Source organism: Cedecea sp. P7760, assembly GCF_013386425.1.
Classification (GTDB): Bacteria; Pseudomonadota; Gammaproteobacteria; order Enterobacterales; family Enterobacteriaceae; genus Cedecea; species Cedecea selenatireducens.
This window is the reverse complement of sequence record NZ_JACARU010000092.1, coordinates 17,856-37,488: the sequence shown is the minus strand read 5'-3', so window position 1 is coordinate 37,488 and position 19,633 is coordinate 17,856. Positions and strand designations below refer to the sequence as shown.

The window sequence follows — 19,633 nt, the reverse complement described above, 5'->3', positions numbered from 1 at the left end:
TTTATGGCAGAAACGTTACCGGGAAATGGCAGTTTGGCGGTATAGAAAACAGGCAGCGCTCCGGTGGGGAGATAACTGCCTGTCGCTCAAAGAGATTGTCTTTACAGGGATATATTCTTCAGGCGAGGAAAACGCTACTGCATTTGCGCCAGGCTGGCTTTTTTGCTCTTGCGGTTATAAAGGCACAGCTCTTTGCCCGGCACCGGGTTGCTGTTCTTAAACTTGTAGTTGCCTGAAATTACCACCGCCGAATAGCCAACGTCGTCGCCAAAATCGGTGCGCTTCCCTGCAATCTTTTTCTCCTGCAGCGCGCTGATGGCAAGGCAGCTTTTTTGCACGTCTTTGTCCAACCGCTGCCAGGCTGCCTCCGAAGAAGCCAGGCTGCTAAAGGTGGTGAGTAAGACAGGAATTGCCGCGAGTATAAATCGCTTTTTCATAGTGACCTCGAAACAAAGGAATACGTACATATCAACGTCATCAGGCTGATAATCTATAGCAATATCAGCCCGGAATTATCTGTATTGTAGCCAATGCCCGGTATCACTTGCCCATCTTCGACAGCATTTCTGGCCGCATAAACTTATGGATGACCAGCATAAACAGCAGCGAAGGCACCAGTAAAATCAATGCGGTAATGGACGACACCTGGTAGTTTCCTGACATGCTGGCGTTATACAGCAGCAGCGGCAGCGTGGTGATGTCCGGGGCGCCGACGAAGAAGGTGCCGGTAAATTCATCCAGCGACTCGAGGAACACGAAGATCCCGGCGGCCATGATCCCCGCAGACGCCTGCGGCAGCACGATATGCCAGAAGGTAAACAGCGGCCCGGCACCGAGATTGCGGGAGGCCCGAGCCTGCAGCGGATCGATAGCCGAAAACGCGGCCACGCAGATCCATATCGAATACATCAGGCCATGCACGCTGTGCACCAGCACCACGCCCGCCACGGTGCCGTTCAGCCCCCACTGATAGAAAAGCCGGGCGATGTTCATATATACCGTCAGGTTTGGAAATGCCTGCGGAATCAAAAACAGCAGCATGAACATCACCCGCAGCGGCATTGCCCGGCGGGACAGCGCATAGCCTGCGGGAATAGAAATCAGCAGGCAAACCAGCACCGACAGCACGGCAATAAACACGCTGGTCAACAGCGAGCCGGACACATCGCTGTACGGGCTAAACACCTGATACCAGTACTTTAATCCCCACTGGCTCGGCAGGGTATGCGGGTAAAACCAGCTTTCCGCCACCGTCCAAATCAGCAGGTTCAGCAGCGGGCCGAACATCGCAAACAGCATAAAGGCCAGCAGCAGCGCCTGCAGCGGCAGACCGAGCCGCCCTTTCAGTAGTCTCATGCCTCACCTCCTTTCTGGCGCAGGCTGTGGCGCAGATAAAACCAGGACAGCGCCCCGCAAATCACTAACGAAATCACGCCCAGCGCATTAGCCACCGCGTAGTCACTGTAGGAGTTGACGCGGAACGCCATGTCGACGGTCAACATCGTTGGCGTCCCGGTGCCAATTATCAGCGGCACGGACAGAACGGACATCATCACCACCGTAGAAAGCACCAGCGCGACGCCAATGGCCGGCAGCACCTGGGGCAAAATAATGTCGAACAGAATACGCATGCGCGAAGCCCCTAAATTTCTGGCCGCCAGCACCTGCGAAGGCTCCAGCGCCGCCATCGCCCCGCAAATAAGCAAGGTCGCAAACGCCAGCTGCTTCCAGACCAAGGTAATGATGATCCCCTTCCAGCCGAGCCAGGAAATCGTGTCCAGCGGCTGCACCAGATCGCTGGCAACCAGCATGTTATTCATCAGGCCGTTTTTGGCGAGAAACGTGCGCATCATCTGCGCGGCAACGATAAACGGAATAAACAGCGGCAGCCGGTATAGCACGCCCAGCAGCCGGACAATCAGGCGGCATGAAGACAGCGTAATCACCGCCGAAATCGTAATCGACAGCACCGCCAGCAGCGCAACCGACACCAGCACGATGAAAACCGTAAACAGAATATCGTTCGAGTAAAGCAACAGCACTTTGGCAAAGTGCTGCAGGGTCAGCGCTCCTGCGTCCGAGGTAAAAGCGGCAACCAGCGAAAACCCAAGCGGATAGAGAAACAGCACCACAATCATCAGCGCGGCGGGACTCACCAGCAACAGATAGTTTAGCGAAACGCGCATAACAAACCTTAGCACTTAAGCGCGGTGCCCAGCCGGAGCCGGGCACCGGAAAAAGATTAGTTAGAAACCTGGCTTTCGTATCCTTCTTTGATGTCGTCAAAGTAAGGGGCTATCGGGAAGCTCTTGCCGTAATCGGCGAGCGCTTTCGGGGAGATCTCGGCGAATAGCTTGCTCCAGGTGGCATCGTCCAGCTTCGGCTTGACGTACTGCGCGTCGATGCCCGGATACCAGTTAAACTGCTTCACGATCCCGTCGGCCTGCACTTCCGGGCTGGTTGCCAGCGCGATAAACTCACGCGCCAGTTCGGGCTGCGCTGCTTTAGCTGGCGTAACGTAGTACATCGGCTGCCCCGGCATTCCCGGCGAAAGCAATGCCAGCTTGATGGACGGCGGCAGCTTGCCCTGATCTTTCCAGGTGTAGAACATATCCACCCAGACCGGCCCCATAGCGATCTCACCGCGCGTCAGCATGTCCAGCGTCCCGGCGTTACCCGGCGTAAAGGTCACGTTTTTATTAAACGCTTTCAGCTTCTCAAACGCCTGCGACCAGTTTTTCTCTACGCTCTTGTCATACGGCAAGGCGGATAAACGCCGGGCATCGGTGCCGTAGGCGTAAATCCAGCCGACGACAAAGCTGACGCCGGACATGCCGTTTTTAATGCCGTTGTAGCCGAACGCCTGCGGGTGCTTCGCCGCCCACGCCACCAGCTCGTCGTAAGAGGCCGGCGGCGCTTTCATGGTTTCGCTGTTCCAGGCGATGGCCGTCTGGCTCAGGAACATCGGCATTACATAGCCGTCGACGTTCACGCCCAGCGCGTTTTTGGCGTTGTCCGCCGTGACCATGCTGCCCGTTTTGATCTGCTGACGGTATTTCTCCAGTAGCCCTTTTTCCACCAGTTCACCGCCCGCCTTCTGGTGCACCACGGCCACGTCGATATCCCAGGTTTTCGCCCCGCTCTGCTGCTGTGCGCTCAGTTTTTCGATGATTTTATTCGAGCCTGCGTCCCCCGGCCCGGTGCCGACCACGCGCACTTTTACGCCCGGATGCGCGGCCTCAAACTTCGGCCCCAGCCAGGTTTTAACGTAATCCACCATATTTTGGTCACCCGCGGTGGCCACGTTTAAAACAGTTTCCGCCTGTGCGCCATAACTTAAAAACAGCGCCGTGACGGCGGCAAGTCTGGTTTTAGCAAACATAATTACCCCTCAGAGAAATAGAATGGTTCAAGCCGTATGGGACGAATTAAAAATATGTAGAGCGGACTCGGGCACGTGCAGCCTGACCGCAGAATTCAGCGGTAAATTATCGGTACAATCAGCATGGAAAAGGCGCTCCCGGCAGCGAATTGCGTAACGGTAGTTGTGGCCAATAAAGGCATTTTGCTCAACTACGCCTTCCAGCGTTAATCCACTTTCTGGCGCGTCTTTATTCAAAGATGAGAGTGCAGCGTCTGAACTTCTGAAATAAATAACCTGTTGGTTATCATTTGTTAACGAAGATAACCCCAGGACTGTCATTTCTTCTGCAGTAATATGGTTATCGGCGCCCATAAAGTCGGCGACAAAAGGCGTGGCAGGCTGCTGATAGATTTCTTCCGGGGTCCCCGTTTGTTCTATTTGCCCGTTATTCAGCACCACGATGCGGTCAGCCATGACCAATGCTTCCTGCTGGTCGTGGGTCACAATCACCGAGGTAAAGCCGAGCTTTTTCTGTAGCTGCTTGATTTCATGGCGGACATTTAACCGCACCTTTGCGTCAAGGTTGGACAGCGGCTCATCCAGCACCAGCACGTCCGGCTCAATCGCTAACGCCCGTGCCAGCGCCACACGCTGCCGCTGCCCGCCGGAAAGCTCGGTGATTTTCGCTGTGGCAAGGCCGTTAAGATTCACCATCTGCAATAGCTCGAGCACCCTGGCCTGAATAGCGTCCCGTCGCCACTTACGCAGCTTTAAGCCGTAGCCAATATTTTGCTCTACCGTTAAATGCGGCCACAGCGCGTAGCTTTGAAAGACCATGGTGATATTGCGCTGTTCCGGTGGGCTTTGGGTTATTTCATTTCCGGCGACAACAATGCGGCCCTCTTTGACGGGAATAAACCCACACAAAGCGTTTAATAATGTCGTCTTTCCACAGCCGGACGGGCCAAGTAAAGCAATCATCTCGCCTTTATTCACGGCCAGATTAATATCTTTCAGCACCACCTTATCGCCATAATTAATTTTAAGGTGCGCCATTTGCAGGTAGCTCATAACGGTATCCGAAATGTCTGTTTACGTCTTTTTTGCCCTGAATGAACACGTGTTCATTTCGCTGTAAAAAAAATGAAACGCTAGTCAGAGATGATGTGCGCCTACTGTGGCCTGTCTTTGTGACACTTTAATTAACCGCGAAAAATTTTTAGCGAGGGATAATGAAAATCGACGTGCTTGGCTGCGGCAGCGCCTTCTCCCGCTGGCAAAATACTTCCGCACTGCGGGTGATTGACGACGAGAACCGGCAGTGGCTTATCGACTGTGGCCCAACCGTGCCTCGCGCACTATGGCAGCGCGGCGGCAACATCAATGATATCGACGTGCTGTTTTTTACCCATGTGCACCCGGACCACTGCACCGGCTTAACCGCCCTGCTTAATCACTGGAAAAGTTTTGCCCGCCAAAAGCCGCTGGTGATTTACAGCCAGCCGGAACAGCGACAGGTGCTGATGCAGCTGGCGCTGCTCGCCAACTGGCCTGATGCAACGCTCTGTTTCCCGATAGAATGGCGAGACAGCGAAGCAGATTTCCGCTGGCAGAACTGGCACATTCGCACCGCCCCAACCCGCCATGAAATGGCCAATCTTGCCGTGCGCATTGATATCCGTGAACACGGCCTGTTCTACAGCGGCGACGGCAGGCCCACCGAAAGCTCAATCGCGCTGATGGCCGGAGCCGATCTGGCTTTTCAGGAGTGCGCCTCGCTGTCTGAACTTGCCGATGATGCCTCCCACGGTGATTTTCCCGGCTGCCTGAAGCTGTTTAAATCACTGGCGCTGCCGTCTCTGGGGTTGTATCACTGCAACGATGCGATTTTACCCGCGCTGAAGCTGGCCTGCCGTCCCTATGCCGGACTGTTCGTCAGCCATGACGGCCTGCAGTATGACTTCCATCAGCAGCGTTTTTACACTGAGGATTTTTTGCCTTGAGTTCGCCGATGCATAAACAGAGCGTCACCGCCGAAGACGTTGCCCGGCGTGCGGGCGTGTCTCGCGCTGTGGTTTCCCGAGCGCTAAGTAATAACGGCAGCATCTCTCCGGCTACCCGCGAGCGCGTGCTGCAGGTGGCCGAAGAGCTTGGCTATCAGGTCAATTTTCTTGCTCAGGGGCTTAACCGCCGACGCAGCCATCTGATTGGCGTTATCGTCTCGCGCATCCACGATCCGTTTCGCAGCAGCCTGCTCGACGGCCTGCTCGGCGAAATTCAGCGTAACGGTTTCCAGGCGCTGGTGACCGAAATCAGCTCGGAGCAGGAGCTGGCGAAAACGCTGCGCCATTTCACCCAGTTTCGCGTCTCCGGCGTGATTGTCACCTCAGGCAAACCGCCCGAATCACTGGTGAACGAATGCGTCCAGCAGCAGATCCCGGTGGTCGGCATCAACCGCCAGCCGGATATTCCCGGCGTGGATTATGTTTGCTCCGATAACGCCGCGGGCGCGGTGCTCGCCGCCGAACAGCTGGTCAACAGCGGCTGCCGGCGCTTTGGCTGGCTCAACAATAACCAGTCGACGTGGGCCGGTAGAATGCGCGGCGAGGCTTTCCTTCTCGCCCTGAGCGAACGCGGTGTAGACGTCGATAAAAGCCTCGTGACGCTGCTTTCCTCTGAAGAAGGTTACGAAGGTGGCTGGCAGGCAGCGGCTGAACTCGAACAGATCCCACAGGGCATTTTCTGCGCCAATGCCCAGCTAGCCTGTGGCTTTCTCGACGGCATGCGCCAGCGCGGCAAAAACGCCCCGCAGGATTTCCAGCTTATTGGCTTCGACAATACGCCGCAGACGGCGCAGTACAGCTACCGCCTCACCACCCTTAATCAGGACGTGGCAGAGATCTCACGCCTGGCGCTGATGCATCTGCTGGAGCGCGCTCGCACCCCTTCGCAACCTTCACGCACCAGTTGGGTGAAGGTTGATTTGATCCATCGGCACACGTCGCTTTCCCTTACCTAAGAGCAAAACATGACAGAACAACAGCAGCAGGCGTTATGCACGTTAATCCGCGAAGCCGGCGCCCGCGCCCAGGCGCTGCGCGATGCAGGTTTGAAAGTTGAGAAAAAAGGTCGTCAGGATTTCGTCTCACAGGCGGACGTTCTGGTTGAACAAGAGATTAAAAGCTGGCTGAAGGTCCATTGCCCGCAGGACGGTTTCCTCGGTGAAGAAAGCGGCCTTGTTGAGGGTGAGCGCGGCGTCTGGGTGCTTGACCCGGTTGACGGCACCACTAACTTTATTCTTGGCATGGACTATTGGTGCATTTCCCTCGCTTACGTCAGGCAAAGCGTGATTGAGCTGGGGATTATTTATGCGCCCGACCGCGATGAGTTCTTTTTTGCCCGGCACGGTGCGGGAGCCTTTCTTAATAACAGGCCGTTAAAGCTTCACGATCCGTCTCCGGAAAGCGTGGTCATTGGCCTGGGCCGCTCAAGCCGTGCGCCGGTTCCTCTTTATGCCCGCACCATCGAAGATGTGCTCAATGACGGCATGGAGTACCGCCGTTTCGGCGCGGGCGCATTGATGCTGGCGCACGTTGCCGCGGGCCAGGTTCACGCCTACTACGAAGAACATATGAACAGCTGGGATGCGCTGGCCGGGCTGCTGCTGATAACCGAAGCCGGCGGCACCAGCAACGCATTTCTCGCCGACGGCGGCCTGTTGAAAGGTAATCTGGTACTGGCAGGCTGCACCAGCGTGCAGGAAAGGTTAATGGTGCTGCTGGAAGCTTAAACCGTAAGACCCGTAGCCTGAAGCTGCGGGTTTTCTACCGTTAGCGCTCGATGACAAAATCTTCATCATTGGTTCGCCAGCGCAGAGGTGGCGACAGGCTGTAGTGACCTTCCTTGAGAAAACGGCGCTGCTCAAGCTCAACCCGCGACGTCTCTTCGTGAGCCTTTTCTTCCCGCATGATCTTCACTCGCGCATCTAAAAACGCATTCAGCCAGGCTTTCTCACTGCCGCCCTGTGCGGGCGTTTTGGCGACTGCATTGGCCGCCGCACGAATGCCGCCAAACGTCACTCGCTGGCTACCCGGCCCATGCATGACCAGCGCATCGTAGTAAATAAATTGCCCCAGCGTGCTCAGCCCATCTTTTTTCGCTTGCTCAACCGCAGGCTTCAAATACTGTTCAGTGAGGATCTGATCCTGCGACGCTCTAAACGCGGGATCTTGTGCAGCCTGTTTCCAGGCATCCACAAAATCAGGGTCAAGCCCGGTATGGGCGCTATCGCCTTCTGCCGCGAGTGCTTTCAGTGCGGGCAGATAATCAGAGAGCGGGTTTCCCGCCCGCATCGACGTATAGCGTGCCACAACGTCCAGCATATCTCCGTTAGCGGAGGTAAACCCGATAAGCCCGGCGGTATAACCGCGATCGTCGTCGATATCCTCTATATAGGCATACTGTTTTCGCCAGTCGAGCGAGGAGTTTTCCGCGCTGGAAACAAGCTGCATAGCAATCTCTCTTTTTGCGGGAGAAAGCAGATCCTCGGCGGATGCCTGAGACGCCAGGCTAAGGCCGACCAGTAAAAATACGCTAAACCTGGGTGACAACATCGTTTTCTCCGGAAAAGAGCGCTCACGATATAGACCCGTGCGTTTAAGGTTGGTTCTCGGGAAAACGGTTATCTTTTCAAAGTGCTGGCTTATGTTTTTCGTCAATTCATAGTGTTAGATCATCGTTATCTCAGCGATAGCGTTGATTTCTTCGCTGGCGCATTTAGTGACAGAACTCACCTGTTACTCATAAAACACATGAATTCCACGCATAAAATCAATTACCATAGACATATTATGTTCTTACAACATGCCGTAATTATTTAGTGAAACTCTTACATATCATTTTTTTTCTTCTTTCAAAAAAGAGCGGTCAACTGAAAGCATTCTGGCGGGCGGAAATCTCCTCCAACGGTAGAATTAACCCTTTTCGCCTGCACATCGCCCACAAATGCCGCGACAGGCACTTTCTCCTGTGGTGGCGCTTAGCCAACCAGATGACGCTGGTTGGCAGCAAACGCCAAAGGAAAACGGCGAAAAAAATAGGCTGGGCACTGCAGATGAAATACGCCTCGGACATTGGGCTGACTGCCAGTATTGGTATTAAACCGACCTTCATGCATCTAACTGGCGTAGTCATTTCTGGACGGGCGGTCATTGGCGACCATGCGGTAATTCACCAAAATGTGACCATTGGTGTAAAAGATGGCCTATCTAAAGCCGTGGCAAACATTGGCCACCATGCTGTTATAGGTGCAGGCGTTTGCATTCTTGGTGGGGTTAAAATTGGTCATCATGTCAACATTGGCGCGATGTCCCTGGTACTGACTGACATCCCGGACAACTCAACCTACGTTTGTAAAGTGCTGCCCATAGTCCTACAAAATAGAAATAGCCCCACTCTTAGCTGCGCTATGCCAGACACATAAAGCCCCTCAGGCCAACTGTTATCCCTTTTTCCTGCCAGTCTGTTTCTACACCCCAGACGTGGCGCGGCCTACAATCGAGCCGAATAATTTGCTATGCGGAGTTCTGCATGTTCGGTTTAGACGCTTTTCACCTGGCGAGGATTCAGTTTGCTTTCACTGTCTCCTTCCACATTATTTTTCCCGCCATCACTATCGGGCTTGCCAGCTACCTCGCGGTACTTGAGGGGCTCTGGTTAAAGTCCAAAAACCCGGTTTACCGCTCGCTATATCACTTCTGGTCGAAGATTTTTGCCGTCAACTTTGGCATGGGCGTGGTCTCCGGGCTGGTCATGGCCTACCAGTTCGGCACTAACTGGAGTGGGTTTTCCCAGTTTGCCGGCAGCATCACCGGCCCGCTGCTGACCTACGAAGTGCTGACGGCCTTCTTCCTTGAGGCCGGTTTCCTTGGCGTGATGCTGTTCGGCTGGAGCCGTGTTGGCCCAGGCCTGCACTTTTTTGCCACCTGCATGGTGGCGCTGGGCACTATTATTTCCACCTTCTGGATCCTCGCCTCCAACAGCTGGATGCAAACCCCACAGGGCTTTGAGATCCACAACGGCCAGGTGGTGCCGGTGGACTGGCTGGCGGTGGTGTTTAATCCTTCCTTCCCCTATCGCCTGCTGCATATGTCGGTCGCGGCGTTTCTCAGCAGCGCCTTCTTCGTCGGGGCATCTGCCGCCTGGCATCTGCTTCGTGGCAACGGTACGCCGGCCATTCGCACCATGTTTTCAATGGCGCTGTGGATGGCGGTTATCGTCGCCCCAATCCAGGCGATGATCGGCGACATGCACGGCCTGAACACGCTGAAGCATCAGCCGGCCAAAATTGCCGCCATTGAAGGGCACTGGGAAAATCGCCCCGGTGAGCCGACGCCGCTGCTGCTGTTTGGCCTGCCGGACATGGAGCAGGAACGCACCCGCTTTGGCCTGGAAATCCCGGCGTTGGGCAGCCTTATCCTCACCCATAGCCTGGATAAACAGGTCCCTGCGCTAAAAGAGTTTCCGAAAGAGGACCGCCCTAATTCGCCGATTGTTTTTTGGTCGTTCCGCGTGATGGCTGGATTAGGGATGCTAATGATCCTGCTCGGCGTCGCCAGCCTGTGGCTGCGCTACCGTGATCGACTGTTCGACAGCCGCCCGTTCCTGCATTTTGCGCTGTGGATGGGGCCGTCGGGGCTGATTGCCATTCTCGCCGGATGGATAACGACGGAGGTGGGCCGCCAGCCGTGGGTGGTCTACGGCCTGCTGCGCACCAAAGACGCCGTTTCTGCGCACGGCACGCTGCAAATGAGCATCAGCCTTGCCGCCTTTTTCGTGGTGTATATGTCGGTGTTCGGCGTCGGCTACGGCTACATGGTCAGGCTTATCAAAAAAGGCCCGCAGCCGTTTGACGACCATCCCGCCGAAGGAACCCCGTCCCGCCCGCTTTCTGCGGTCACCGAATCGCTTGAGGAGCCGCGCTAATGGGCATCGATTTATCCGTTATTTGGTTTGTGATTATCGTCTTCGCCACCCTGATGTATATCGTGATGGACGGTTTTGATCTGGGCATTGGCATCCTGTTTCCGTTTATCCGCAGCGGGGAGGACCGCGACGTGATGGTCAACAGCGTAGCCCCGGTCTGGGACGGGAACGAAACCTGGCTGGTGCTGGGCGGTGCCGGGCTGTTTGGCGCTTTCCCGCTGGCTTACGCGGTGATCGTCGACGCGCTCACGATCCCCCTGACGCTGATGCTGATCGGGCTGATTTTTCGCGGCGTGGCCTTTGAATTCCGCTTCAAAGCCACGCCCGCGCATCGTCCCTTCTGGGATAAAGCTTTTCTGGGCGGCTCGATTCTGGCCACGTTCTGCCAGGGCATTGCCGTTGGCGCGGTCATTTCTGGTTTCTCAGTGACCGGTCGCCAGTTTTCCGGCAGCCAACTCGACTGGTTGACGCCGTTCAACCTGTTCTGCGGCCTGGGGCTGGTGATTGCCTACGCCCTGCTGGGCGCTACCTGGCTGGTGATGAAAAGCGAAGATCCGCTGCAGAAAAGGATGCGGGCCCTCACCCCAGCGTTGCTGCTGGCACTTTTGGTGGTGATAGCGGTGATTAGCGTCTGGACGCCGCTGCGCCACCCGAACATTGCCGAACGCTGGTTCAGCCTGCCAAACCTGCTGTTCCTGTTGCCCGTACCGCTGCTGGTAGTGCTGTGCAGCCTGTGGCTTTGGCGCAGCGTCCGCACGGCGAACAGCCTTCACGCCACGCCGTTTGTGCTGACGCTGGGGCTGATTTTCCTGGGCTTTAGCGGGCTGGGCATCAGCATCTGGCCAAACATTATCCCGCCCGGCATCACGCTGTGGCAGGCCGCCGCGCCGCCGCAAAGCCAGGGCTTTATGCTGGTTGGGGCGCTGTTTATTATTCCGATAATCCTGGTTTACACCTTCTGGAGCTACTACGTGTTTCGCGGGAAGGTACAGCCTGGCGAGGGCTACCATTGATGAAACAGGCGGCTAAAAGAGTGATGTGGTTGGTTATTTTATGGTGCGCCAGCGTATTAGCCCTGGCGGCCGTAGGCATGGGGTTCCGCCTGCTGATGACCGCCGCAGGATTTAAATCTTAATTTACTGAGCCAATAAGCGGAGAGGATAAAACAGGCTTACCCTCTCCAGTTTTGATTGATCCGTAAAAGGTGACGAAGTTGATTTTCCTTAAAACTGTGCTAATTCTTTAATGCGTTAATGAGGAAAAACAGTTAACTATTTCAATGAAACATTCAGAGGATGACCAAGATGAAATATCTGCTACCTGCCCTGGCTTTAACGCTGTTAGTTTCGTCACCTGTTTTTGCGGCAAAACAAATTACTCATGAACAATCACCTGGTTATACCAAAATTGGCGATCTTTCCCTGACTCAGGACGGCACGCCGACCGTCGGGCATAAGGATTTATCTAAAGAGGTAAATCAAAAATGCGAAGAGTCCAACGTGAAGCCTGCCGACTGCTTTTATGTGATTGTCGCCGCCACGGGTGACGAATCTAATCATAAAAATGTCAATATTGAAGTCTTCAAGAAATAAATAACCAGACGGCCCTTAATAAAGGGCCATTTTTATTATGCTGGTTACTTCTGCCGCCCTCCAGAATAATGCTCTGCCGCTTTCATACCACCCCAGGTGACCATTAAATATCGCCAGTTATGCTTTTCACTGTCGGCGGTGAACTGAGGATGATGGCTGGCCAGATAAGCCTTCAGTGCGGGATATTTTTTTCTTTCAGCCAGAGACTGGGCGTAGGCCAGCTGCATACCTGGCGTATTCATCACGCCCTGCTGCTGCAGATCAAGAATGCGACGGTCGCGCTCAAGGTGTAGCAAAATAGCGAACCACTGCTGGTACTGCTCCTCGCCCAACGTTACCAGCCGATCGTGGAGGGCAAAGCCGCGATCGGCCATGTGCCACTTCTGCAAAGCGATAGCGCTCTGGGTCAAATCATTGATCAACATCTGCCCTTCGGCCGATACGCGAAACGCTTCGTCATTCAGCTGCATCAGCGCGATATCCAGCTCCCCCAGCCTGACGGCATACTCTCCTACTTCAGCCCGGCAGACGACCGACGGGGAAGCGCCGCATTCCTCATGAAGCGCAACAAGCTCCTTTCGGCTGGTTATTTTTTTAGCCGGCCGTGGGATAGCGTCGAGCGCCTGACGAATCGGCACATTGCCCGGCGTTTGACGAAGCTGCTGGCTCAGCAGCGCAATCGCTTTGTCGTCGTGTCGAAAATGTCGATAGGCCCCGGCAAGCCAGAGCGTCAGGCGGATGCTCTCCGGAGCCAGCTCGTGGGCATGCTGAAAACTGTGAATAGCCCGCTGTTCATTATTGGAGGAAAGCGCTTTTTGCGCCCGCGTGATGTGCGGATAAACCTTAAAGTAGCGGTAATCGCTTAACCCGAGATCTTCTCTTGACCCTTCGGTTACGGCCTGTGCATAGCCAACGATAAGCAGGCTAAAGGCTAAGCACAGCGTTTTTAGGCGAAGCTTCACGTTAATTCTCCAATAAGGCTGGAGATCTGCAGACTGCTCAGCCCGGCGTTGTGCATCAGCCTGTTCAGCGAAGGCTGCAGCTTTTTTTGCTGTTTCAGTGCATGATCGACCACCCGCTGGCTGACCACGCCTTCCTGCACCAGGAATTCTCCAAACTGCATCTCACTGCGCTCATGGCGCAGCAGCACCGCTTTCAGCACCGCGTCATCCAGATAACTTTCGGTTATCAGCACTTCAGCAAACAGAATCTGCCCGGAAACATATTCATGCCACAGCGCTTCGGCCCGCTGCGGGCTCAACATTCCTGCCGCCGCCGCACGGGAAAGCAAAGCAAACTGCTCGTTGTTTTGCGGGTCGCCGTACCAGTGCCTGAGCCCAACCACAACCTCACCTCGCGGGACGATAACGTAGCGCACCGGCCGTCCAGCCTTACGCGCCAGCGCCGCCAGTGAAACGGGATCCAGAGGGCTCTCACTAGCAAGCACCAGCCTGTCAGGCTCTTCGCGCAGCGGCAGCACGGCGTAGTGTCGGGCTACCCCAGAAGGCAGCCCGGCAATAAGTCGCTTATCGAGGCAACGGCTGTCCATGCGCACCATCGGCACTCCCGCCTGTTCGGCCAGCGCCTCGGCAAGCTGCAGGGTATTGATGACGCCGCTCTTCACCAGGCTGCCGCCGAGCTTTAGCCCTGGGATGCGCTGCTGGATGGCTTCATCAAGCTGCGTCTGGCTAATCATTCCCCGCGCCACCAGAATCTCGCCCAGCGGACGCAGGGCTGCATTCCGGGTGACCACGCGAGGGAAGTCATGGGTTGTTTTATGCCACGCCACGCGGCGCGGATCGCCGTGCTGAATCACCAACCGAATGGCCCGGCAGTTAGCCGCAAAATTGATAAGACAACCCCAGAACAGGCGCGGCACGCACATCAGTCCCTGCCACAGCCCGTAATACCCGCTGACAAAAATAATCCTCTGCACAACGCGATTAGCTAACAGGCAGACGTTGGCCCACAGCAGCACGGTGAACCACTCGTCGCAGCAGAATATCGACATAAACTGCCAGGCGTCATCCACGGTATGCTGATAAACCCACAGCGCCCCGAGTTGCATCGCTACCAGCATGGCGCCAAAAGCAAGAAAGTTGGCAATGCCGCCCTTTCTGTCGCGCCACAGGAAATAGTTCAGCGTCCGGCTCGTACTCCAGCGTTGCGTTTTGAAACCCTGAAAAACAATGCCGATTATCCAGCGTGACTTCTGCCGTACCGCCGCGCCAAAGGTATCCGGAAAATATTTGCGCACGGAAAGCACGGTAGAGGTACGTCGACGCTGGCCGAACGGTTTGCCGGACAGTTCTGCACCGTCCACTACCGGAAAGCGACAGAAAATCTCGGTCATGCCCTTTTGACGCAGGCGAAAACCGATGTCGTATTCCTCGGTCAGGCTTTGCACGTCAAAGGCGATGCCGTCCCCGTCTGCCAGCAGCGCGAGCACGGCCCTGCGGCTGAAACAGGTTCCCACGCCTGCGCTGGGGACCTGGCCCGCCAGCGCCTCACGAACCGGCACATCTTTACCGTGCAGCTCGGAGAACTCGTCCAGATAGCTCAAGCTGGTAAAGTGTGTCCAGCCGCGCTCAAGCGGGTAGACAGGAAGTTGAATCAGATCTTTACGGCCAACCAGATAGTTGAAAAGCCGAAGCTCCAGCGGTGAAATAACGTCTTCGGCATCGTGCAGAATAAAGCCTGAGAAGGAAAAACGGGCGCTGCGTTCAAACTGCAAAATAGCATCGAGGATGTTATTCAGACAGTCAGCTTTGCTGGTTGGGCCTGGGCGCGCGCAAACCACCTTATGCACGTTGGGATAACGCGCACACACCTCATCCACGTCGCGCTGGGTATTCGGGTCGTTTGGATAGGTGCCAATAAAAATATGATAGTTTTCGTAATCGATCGAGGCGGCCGCAAGACTCACCATTTTGCCTATTACGCCGTTTTCATTCCAGGCCGGCACCATTATTGCAAGCGGCTTTTCCGCAGGCTGATAAAGCGCCTTGTAACCTAAATGTGGGTGACGGCGGTATACGGTACAGGCGCGCCAGACGCGACGAAACCAGTACACAGCATCAATAAACAGATCGTCTATTCCACTGATAAACATCAAAATAGCCAACCCAATCGCGATTACTTTTACGCCATACAGATAGCCTGAGAAGTAATCTACCCACCAATCCATGCCTCACCCCAGGGGTTAATTATCATTCATGGCGCCGCTCACTTTCCGCCGCTACCGTCGATGTTACCGGTATCATAGGCGAACAGAATATTCCTATAAAGCGCAATATTTTATTTATTTATGATTTAAACCATAAATAAACTGGCACTTAACCTTTTAACCAGCATAACACTCGACATTTAACAAATTAAACAGCCCATAAACACAGCGGGAGTATCTATAAACCTTTTCGTTTTCCTGTCTTTCGAAAAAATCGGCGCCAGGTCAAAATAGCGCTCCGCAACCGCCGTTCACCACTGGATACAACCGAACATGACCTACAGCTGGCTTATTCTCGCAATCGTTGCCGAAGTGATTGCTACCACCGCTTTAAAACTTTCCGATGGTTTCAGCCGACTGTGGCCCAGCGTCGTCACCGTCCTGTTCTATGCGGTCGCTTTTTATGCGCTGTCGATAACCATGCGCACTATCCCAACCGGGATCATTTACGCCATCTGGTCCGGCGCGGGGATCGTGTTAATCGGCATGATTGGCTGGCTTTTCCTCGGGCAAAAGCTCGACTGGCCTGCGCTGGCGGGCATGGCGCTGATTATTCTTGGCGTGCTGGTGATTAACCTCTTCTCCAAATCCGTGGCCCATTAATGAAAACGGGCTGTCCTAAAGAGGCAGCCCGCGTCCGGCGTTAATTCTGCTCCGCCACCATGATGGCCATCGTGTCCGGCTCCAGCGCGCGAAAAATATGCGGCTGGTCCGCCGGGTAACAAATATAGTCGCCAACCGCCAGCTCTTCTGCCGACTCGGTCAGGCCGACCAGCGCCCGCCCCTGCGTCACAATCATATGCTCCACCGAGCCCGGCGGATGCGGCTCCGAAAGCCTCGGTGTGCCCGGCTGCGCTTCAACCAGATAGATATCCCGACGCACGCCCGGCGGGCAGCTTGCCAGTAAAATAGCCACATAGTTGGCCTGCTCGGCGGAAATGCGGCTGCCTTCTCCCCGGCGAATAATCTGCGTTCTGGCGCTTTGTGGCTCCAGCAGCGTGGCAAAGGGAATATTCAGCGCCACGCACAGCGCCCATAGCGTCTCCAGGCTAGGATTACCGTTTCCCGCTTCCAGCTGCGAGAGCGTGGATTTTGCAATACCGGCCCTGCGGGCCACTTCCGCCAGCGACAGCCCTGCGCGCCCGCGCTCCCGTGCCAGGCTTCTGGCTATAGTGTCTATTGGCTGAGTCATTAAACTCCCCACTGTTCGATAAAATGAACGATTCGTTCGCTTGATATGGTAGCAGATTGCGGTCATTATAATGGCGATTTCGTTCGATATGGAAACCATTACATGATGCGCGCCCACCTCCGCACCCTGCCCGGAGACACCAAAAAAGCCATTTTCCTCGTCTGCCTCGCCGTCGGCGTCGTGGGCGTTTCTTACGGCTCACTCGCGATGGCCTACGGCTTCCCGCTCTGGCTGCCGGTGCTGGCCTCTTTTGTGGTGCTGGCGGGGGCATCCGAATTTATGTTTATCGGCATTATCGCCAGCGGCGGTAATCCTTTTGCGGCCGCGATGGCTGGCCTGCTGGTTAACGCCAGGCATATTCCGTTTGGCGTCGCCGTACGGGAACTGGTGGGCACACGCCTGCTAAGCCTCCTGGGCTGCCATATCATGAACGACGAGAGCGTCGTTTTCGGCCTGTCTCAGGCCACGCCTGAAAAACGCAAAGCCGCCTACTGGCTCTGCGGCGCGGGTGTCGCACTTTTCTGGCCTGCGGGAACCCTGCTCGGCGCGGCGGTAGGCAGCCTGCTTCCTTCGCCGGAAGTTATCGGGCTGGACGCGGTTTTCCCGGCTATTCTGCTGGCGCTGGTTATTCCGGCCTTTAAAAGCCGTACCACGCTGGTTCGCGCCTCAACCGGGGCAGCTATTTCACTGGCCGCCACGCCTTTTGCTCCCGTTGGGCTGCCGGTGCTGCTTTCCATGTTAGGCCTGCTGGCGAGGAAAAAATAATGACCAATACCCTTACCGTGCTTGCCGGGCTGGCCGTGCTGTCTGCGGGAACGTGGCTGATGCGTTTTACCGGCGCGAAGCTTGGCAACAAGATGGCGCTGTCCGACCGTGCACAAAAGCTGCTTAACGACGGGGCGACCACCCTGCTGTTTTCCGTCGCCCTGGCGACCACGTTTTTTGAAGGCTCTCATTTCGCAGGGTACGCCAGGTTTGCAGGCGTGGCCGTGGCGGTGTTCCTCGCCTGGCGCAAGGTACCGCTGATCTTCGTGATTATTGCCGCCGCGCTGGTGACGGCGCTCCTGCGTCTGGCGGGTATTCACTGATCGGGCTGCCGCCTTTACGGCGGCCTCCCTGCACACCTCAGGTTAACCGCAGCGCAACAAAACAACTTCCTTTCCCGCTTTTACCTTGCTGACAAACCTTTAACTCACTTTTGATAAGTCGAATAGTTCCGCGACGGGATTATCGCTAGAGTAGCCACGTTCCGTACAAGGAAAAACACACACGAGGCGCGACAAGATGGCACTAAAAAATCAGCTGAGCATTATCCTGTTATTAATTGTGACCGCACTTTTCTCCGGACAGACCCTGGCCGAGCGTCACGGGCACGAATACTTCGTGGTGAAAGATATCGATATTCAGCTTAGCCACCAGGCAGACAGCGATGAACTGCGCCAGGCGGCAGAAGATTCCGCTGATGATTTCCGGGAACACCATCATGCGGTCACCCACAGACGGCCAGCCACCTATTTGCGTTAAGTCGATTTTCAACAATCGTTAGTAGATTTTCTTCGTTCTCATCCTTTATTGCCTGAGTTGTTATGAGTTTCAAGGCGCTGCGTGCGCTACTAACAATCAGACAATAAAGGATAACACCATGCCATCATCGCCTCGCCAGACCGCTATCGCTCGCGGGCTGGCATTAGCAGCAGCCTTTGCTGCTTTCAGCACCAGCGCCGCCCCGATCAAAGGCGGCGAATTGGTCTACCTGGAACAACAGGCTCACACCAACCTTTACCCTCCGGCCGGAGGCTTCTACCCCAACGGCGGGATCCTGAACCAGGTCACCGACAAATTGACCTGGCAGAACCCTAAAACGCTGGAAGTTGAGCCGTGGATTGCCGAATCGTGGACCAGCAACGCGGATAAAACCGAATACACCTTCAAACTGCGGCCGGGCGTAACGTTCTCCGACGGTACCCCGCTGGACGCCAACGCGGTAGCCAAAAACTTTGATACCTACGGCCTCGGCAATAAAGCCCTGCGCCTGCCGGTTTCCGAAGTCATCAACAACTATGACCACAGCGAAGTTATCGACCCTCTGACGGTGAAGTTCTTCTTTAAAAAGCCGTCTCCGGGCTTTTTACAGGGCACCGCGACCATCGGCTCAGGCCTGGTTTCGCTGAAAACGCTGGCACGTAACTTTGATGAACTGGGCGATGCCCGCAATATCATCGGCTCCGGGCCGTTCGTGGTGCAAAACGAAACCCTGGGCCGCGAAGTGGATTTAGTTGCCCGCAAAGACTACCAGTGGGGGCCGAAAAACAGTCCGCAGCAGGGGCCAGCCAACCTCGACGGCATCAAGATCCTGGTCACGCCTGAAGACAGCGTGCGCATTGGCGCGCTGCTGGCGGGCCAGGCCGACTTTATTCGTCAGGTACAGGCCTACGATGAGAAGCAGGCCACCGACCAGAAGTTCCCTGTCTACGCGGCACCCACCCGGGGCGTGAACGACGGCATTGCGCTGCGCCCGGATAACCCGCTGGTAGCCGACGTCAAAGTCCGCCAGGCGCTGCTGCACGGCACCAACGCTCAGCAGGTTGTTGACACCCTGTTCTCAGCTAACTATCCGGTGGCCACCTCGGTGATTGCCAGCACCGCCGCCGGGTACGTTGACCTGCGCGATAAGCTGAAATATGACCCGACGCTGGCGAATAAGCTGCTTGATGACGCCGGCTGGAAAAAAGGCAGCAACGGTATTCGCGAGAAAGACGGTAAACCGCTGGCGCTGACCATCTATGAATCCCTGCCGCAGCCGCAGAATAAAGAGGTTTTACAGCTGGTCGCCCAGCAGTGGAAGCAAATCGGCGTTGGCCTTAGCGTGCGCGCCGGGGATGCCGGTAGCCGGGTGCTGGATACCAACAATCCGCAGAAAACCGGGGTTAACGTTATCGAAGTGGGCCGTGCCGATCCGGACGTGATTAAAAGTCAGTTCCATCCGGCCAACCGCGATGCCCTGCTGCAAAAAGGCGGGCTCAGCGCTACCTCGCAGTTTAGCGATGACAAGCTGAACGCCCTGCTCGTCGGGATTTCGTCCGAAGTCGATCCGCAAAAGCGTCTCGCGCTGGCAGGTGACGCCCAGCGTTATCTGATTGACCAGGCCTACGTGATCCCGATTTTTGAAGAGCCACAGGTCTTTGCCGGTGCGCCGTGGCTGAAGGGCGTTGCCTTTGAAGCCGTGGGCCGCCCTTCGTTCTACGCCGCCTGGCTTGAAAAACACTAAGGGGTAG

General features: G+C 55.7%; 22 protein-coding genes. 13 read left to right on the top strand and 9 right to left on the bottom strand.

Features of this window, described 5'->3' with window-relative positions; genetic code table 11:
* Positions 1-134: 134 nt before the first annotated feature.
* From HX778_RS24170 to HX778_RS24150, 5 genes are all read right to left on the bottom strand, one after another.
* Positions 135-437, bottom strand: a complete 303-nt coding sequence (locus HX778_RS24170) for a hypothetical protein (protein ID WP_255483506.1) — start codon at positions 435-437, stop codon at positions 135-137.
* A 103-nt stretch (positions 438-540) separates the two neighbouring features.
* Positions 541-1,356: an ABC transporter permease gene (locus HX778_RS24165; protein WP_176983294.1), complete on the bottom strand. Its 816-nt coding sequence runs from the start codon at positions 1,354-1,356 to the stop codon at positions 541-543.
* Positions 1,353-2,186: an ABC transporter permease gene (locus tag HX778_RS24160; protein ID WP_176983293.1), complete on the bottom strand. Its 834-nt coding sequence runs from the start codon at positions 2,184-2,186 to the stop codon at positions 1,353-1,355. Before HX778_RS24160 ends, HX778_RS24165 begins: the two co-directional genes overlap by 4 nt.
* A 56-nt stretch (positions 2,187-2,242) precedes the next feature.
* Entirely contained in the window at positions 2,243-3,382 is a 1,140-nt protein-coding gene (locus tag HX778_RS24155) for an extracellular solute-binding protein (RefSeq protein WP_038472157.1), read from the bottom strand.
* A gap of 27 nt (positions 3,383-3,409) precedes the next feature.
* Entirely contained in the window at positions 3,410-4,435 is a 1,026-nt protein-coding gene (locus HX778_RS24150) for an ABC transporter ATP-binding protein (RefSeq protein ID WP_176983292.1), read from the bottom strand.
* A gap of 161 nt (positions 4,436-4,596) precedes the next feature.
* Between HX778_RS24150 and HX778_RS24145 the strand changes: the two genes are divergently transcribed.
* Genes HX778_RS24145 through HX778_RS24135 form a run of 3 tightly spaced genes read left to right on the top strand, consistent with a single transcriptional unit; the run spans position 4,597 to position 7,154 of the window.
* The gene (locus tag HX778_RS24145; protein ID WP_038472153.1) at positions 4,597-5,367 is read left to right on the top strand and encodes an MBL fold metallo-hydrolase; all 771 of its coding nucleotides are present in this window, start codon (positions 4,597-4,599) and stop codon (positions 5,365-5,367) included.
* A gap of 8 nt (positions 5,368-5,375) precedes the next feature.
* Positions 5,376-6,383, top strand: a complete 1,008-nt coding sequence (locus tag HX778_RS24140) for a LacI family DNA-binding transcriptional regulator (RefSeq protein WP_176983291.1) — start codon at positions 5,376-5,378, stop codon at positions 6,381-6,383.
* 9 nt (positions 6,384-6,392) lie between these two features.
* On the top strand, positions 6,393-7,154 hold the full coding sequence (locus tag HX778_RS24135; RefSeq protein WP_038472149.1) for an inositol monophosphatase: 762 nt from the start codon (positions 6,393-6,395) through the stop codon (positions 7,152-7,154).
* Between the two features lie 40 nt (positions 7,155-7,194).
* On the opposite strand, the gene HX778_RS24130 is transcribed toward HX778_RS24135, so the two are convergent.
* Positions 7,195-7,977, bottom strand: coding sequence for a chitosanase (locus HX778_RS24130; protein WP_038472147.1), 783 nt, complete (start codon positions 7,975-7,977; stop codon positions 7,195-7,197).
* Between the two features lie 266 nt (positions 7,978-8,243).
* On the opposite strand from HX778_RS24130, the gene HX778_RS25340 reads away from it, so the two are divergent.
* From HX778_RS25340 to HX778_RS24105, 5 genes are all read left to right on the top strand, one after another.
* On the top strand, positions 8,244-8,846 hold the full coding sequence (locus tag HX778_RS25340; RefSeq protein ID WP_071842912.1) for a hypothetical protein: 603 nt from the start codon (positions 8,244-8,246) through the stop codon (positions 8,844-8,846).
* A gap of 107 nt (positions 8,847-8,953) precedes the next feature.
* Positions 8,954-10,348, top strand: coding sequence for a cytochrome ubiquinol oxidase subunit I (locus HX778_RS24120; protein WP_176983290.1), 1,395 nt, complete (start codon positions 8,954-8,956; stop codon positions 10,346-10,348).
* Positions 10,348-11,361, top strand: a complete 1,014-nt coding sequence (gene cydB, locus HX778_RS24115) for a cytochrome d ubiquinol oxidase subunit II (protein WP_176983289.1) — start codon at positions 10,348-10,350, stop codon at positions 11,359-11,361. Before HX778_RS24120 ends, cydB begins: the two co-directional genes overlap by 1 nt.
* Entirely contained in the window at positions 11,361-11,483 is a 123-nt protein-coding gene (locus tag HX778_RS24110) for a DUF2474 domain-containing protein (protein WP_176983288.1), read from the top strand. The genes cydB and HX778_RS24110 overlap by 1 nt, the downstream gene beginning before the upstream one ends.
* Positions 11,484-11,652: 169 nt before the next feature.
* A complete protein-coding gene (locus HX778_RS24105; protein ID WP_038472141.1) occupies positions 11,653-11,940 on the top strand; it encodes a hypothetical protein in 288 nt (95 codons plus the stop codon).
* A gap of 44 nt (positions 11,941-11,984) precedes the next feature.
* Here HX778_RS24105 and HX778_RS24100 read toward each other — a convergent pair whose 3' ends face one another.
* Both HX778_RS24100 and HX778_RS24095 read right to left on the bottom strand, forming a co-directional pair.
* Entirely contained in the window at positions 11,985-12,902 is a 918-nt protein-coding gene (locus HX778_RS24100; protein ID WP_255483505.1) for a tetratricopeptide repeat protein, read from the bottom strand.
* On the bottom strand, positions 12,899-15,127 hold the full coding sequence (locus HX778_RS24095) for a glycosyl transferase family protein (RefSeq protein ID WP_176983287.1): 2,229 nt from the start codon (positions 15,125-15,127) through the stop codon (positions 12,899-12,901). The genes HX778_RS24100 and HX778_RS24095 overlap by 4 nt, the downstream gene beginning before the upstream one ends.
* Before the next feature lie 312 nt (positions 15,128-15,439).
* Between HX778_RS24095 and HX778_RS24090 the strand changes: the two genes are divergently transcribed.
* The gene (locus HX778_RS24090; RefSeq protein ID WP_176983286.1) at positions 15,440-15,769 is read left to right on the top strand and encodes an SMR family transporter; all 330 of its coding nucleotides are present in this window, start codon (positions 15,440-15,442) and stop codon (positions 15,767-15,769) included.
* Between the two features lie 40 nt (positions 15,770-15,809).
* Here HX778_RS24090 and HX778_RS24085 read toward each other — a convergent pair whose 3' ends face one another.
* Positions 15,810-16,358, bottom strand: a complete 549-nt coding sequence (locus HX778_RS24085; RefSeq protein ID WP_038472135.1) for a helix-turn-helix domain-containing protein — start codon at positions 16,356-16,358, stop codon at positions 15,810-15,812.
* A 105-nt stretch (positions 16,359-16,463) separates the two neighbouring features.
* On the opposite strand from HX778_RS24085, the gene HX778_RS24080 reads away from it, so the two are divergent.
* From HX778_RS24080 to HX778_RS24065, 4 genes are all read left to right on the top strand, one after another.
* Positions 16,464-17,123 carry an AzlC family ABC transporter permease gene (locus HX778_RS24080; protein ID WP_038482572.1) on the top strand — a complete coding sequence of 220 codons (660 nt, stop codon included), beginning with the start codon at positions 16,464-16,466 and terminating at the stop codon, positions 17,121-17,123.
* On the top strand, positions 17,123-17,446 hold the full coding sequence (locus HX778_RS24075) for an AzlD domain-containing protein (RefSeq protein ID WP_176983285.1): 324 nt from the start codon (positions 17,123-17,125) through the stop codon (positions 17,444-17,446). The genes HX778_RS24080 and HX778_RS24075 overlap by 1 nt, the downstream gene beginning before the upstream one ends.
* A gap of 196 nt (positions 17,447-17,642) precedes the next feature.
* A complete protein-coding gene (locus HX778_RS24070) occupies positions 17,643-17,882 on the top strand; it encodes a DUF2554 family protein (protein WP_038472131.1) in 240 nt (79 codons plus the stop codon).
* 118 nt (positions 17,883-18,000) lie between these two features.
* Entirely contained in the window at positions 18,001-19,626 is a 1,626-nt protein-coding gene (locus HX778_RS24065; RefSeq protein ID WP_176983284.1) for a TIGR04028 family ABC transporter substrate-binding protein, read from the top strand.
* The last annotated feature ends 7 nt before the right edge of the window (positions 19,627-19,633 follow it).

Coding starts and splice junctions, on each gene's coding strand:
- HX778_RS24170 (WP_255483506.1), bottom strand. CDS start 437: ATGAAAAAGCGATTTATACTCGCGGCAATTCCTGTCTTACTCACCACC.
- HX778_RS24165 (WP_176983294.1), bottom strand. CDS start 1,356: ATGAGACTACTGAAAGGGCGGCTCGGTCTGCCGCTGCAGGCGCTGCTG.
- HX778_RS24160 (WP_176983293.1), bottom strand. CDS start 2,186: ATGCGCGTTTCGCTAAACTATCTGTTGCTGGTGAGTCCCGCCGCGCTG.
- HX778_RS24155 (WP_038472157.1), bottom strand. CDS start 3,382: ATGTTTGCTAAAACCAGACTTGCCGCCGTCACGGCGCTGTTTTTAAGT.
- HX778_RS24150 (WP_176983292.1), bottom strand. CDS start 4,435: ATGAGCTACCTGCAAATGGCGCACCTTAAAATTAATTATGGCGATAAG.
- HX778_RS24145 (WP_038472153.1), top strand. CDS start 4,597: ATGAAAATCGACGTGCTTGGCTGCGGCAGCGCCTTCTCCCGCTGGCAA.
- HX778_RS24140 (WP_176983291.1), top strand. CDS start 5,376: ATGCATAAACAGAGCGTCACCGCCGAAGACGTTGCCCGGCGTGCGGGC.
- HX778_RS24135 (WP_038472149.1), top strand. CDS start 6,393: ATGACAGAACAACAGCAGCAGGCGTTATGCACGTTAATCCGCGAAGCC.
- HX778_RS24130 (WP_038472147.1), bottom strand. CDS start 7,977: ATGTTGTCACCCAGGTTTAGCGTATTTTTACTGGTCGGCCTTAGCCTG.
- HX778_RS24120 (WP_176983290.1), top strand. CDS start 8,954: ATGTTCGGTTTAGACGCTTTTCACCTGGCGAGGATTCAGTTTGCTTTC.
- cydB (WP_176983289.1), top strand. CDS start 10,348: ATGGGCATCGATTTATCCGTTATTTGGTTTGTGATTATCGTCTTCGCC.
- HX778_RS24110 (WP_176983288.1), top strand. CDS start 11,361: ATGAAACAGGCGGCTAAAAGAGTGATGTGGTTGGTTATTTTATGGTGC.
- HX778_RS24105 (WP_038472141.1), top strand. CDS start 11,653: ATGAAATATCTGCTACCTGCCCTGGCTTTAACGCTGTTAGTTTCGTCA.
- HX778_RS24095 (WP_176983287.1), bottom strand. CDS start 15,127: ATGGATTGGTGGGTAGATTACTTCTCAGGCTATCTGTATGGCGTAAAA.
- HX778_RS24090 (WP_176983286.1), top strand. CDS start 15,440: ATGACCTACAGCTGGCTTATTCTCGCAATCGTTGCCGAAGTGATTGCT.
- HX778_RS24085 (WP_038472135.1), bottom strand. CDS start 16,358: ATGACTCAGCCAATAGACACTATAGCCAGAAGCCTGGCACGGGAGCGC.
- HX778_RS24080 (WP_038482572.1), top strand. CDS start 16,464: ATGCGCGCCCACCTCCGCACCCTGCCCGGAGACACCAAAAAAGCCATT.
- HX778_RS24075 (WP_176983285.1), top strand. CDS start 17,123: ATGACCAATACCCTTACCGTGCTTGCCGGGCTGGCCGTGCTGTCTGCG.
- HX778_RS24070 (WP_038472131.1), top strand. CDS start 17,643: ATGGCACTAAAAAATCAGCTGAGCATTATCCTGTTATTAATTGTGACC.
- HX778_RS24065 (WP_176983284.1), top strand. CDS start 18,001: ATGCCATCATCGCCTCGCCAGACCGCTATCGCTCGCGGGCTGGCATTA.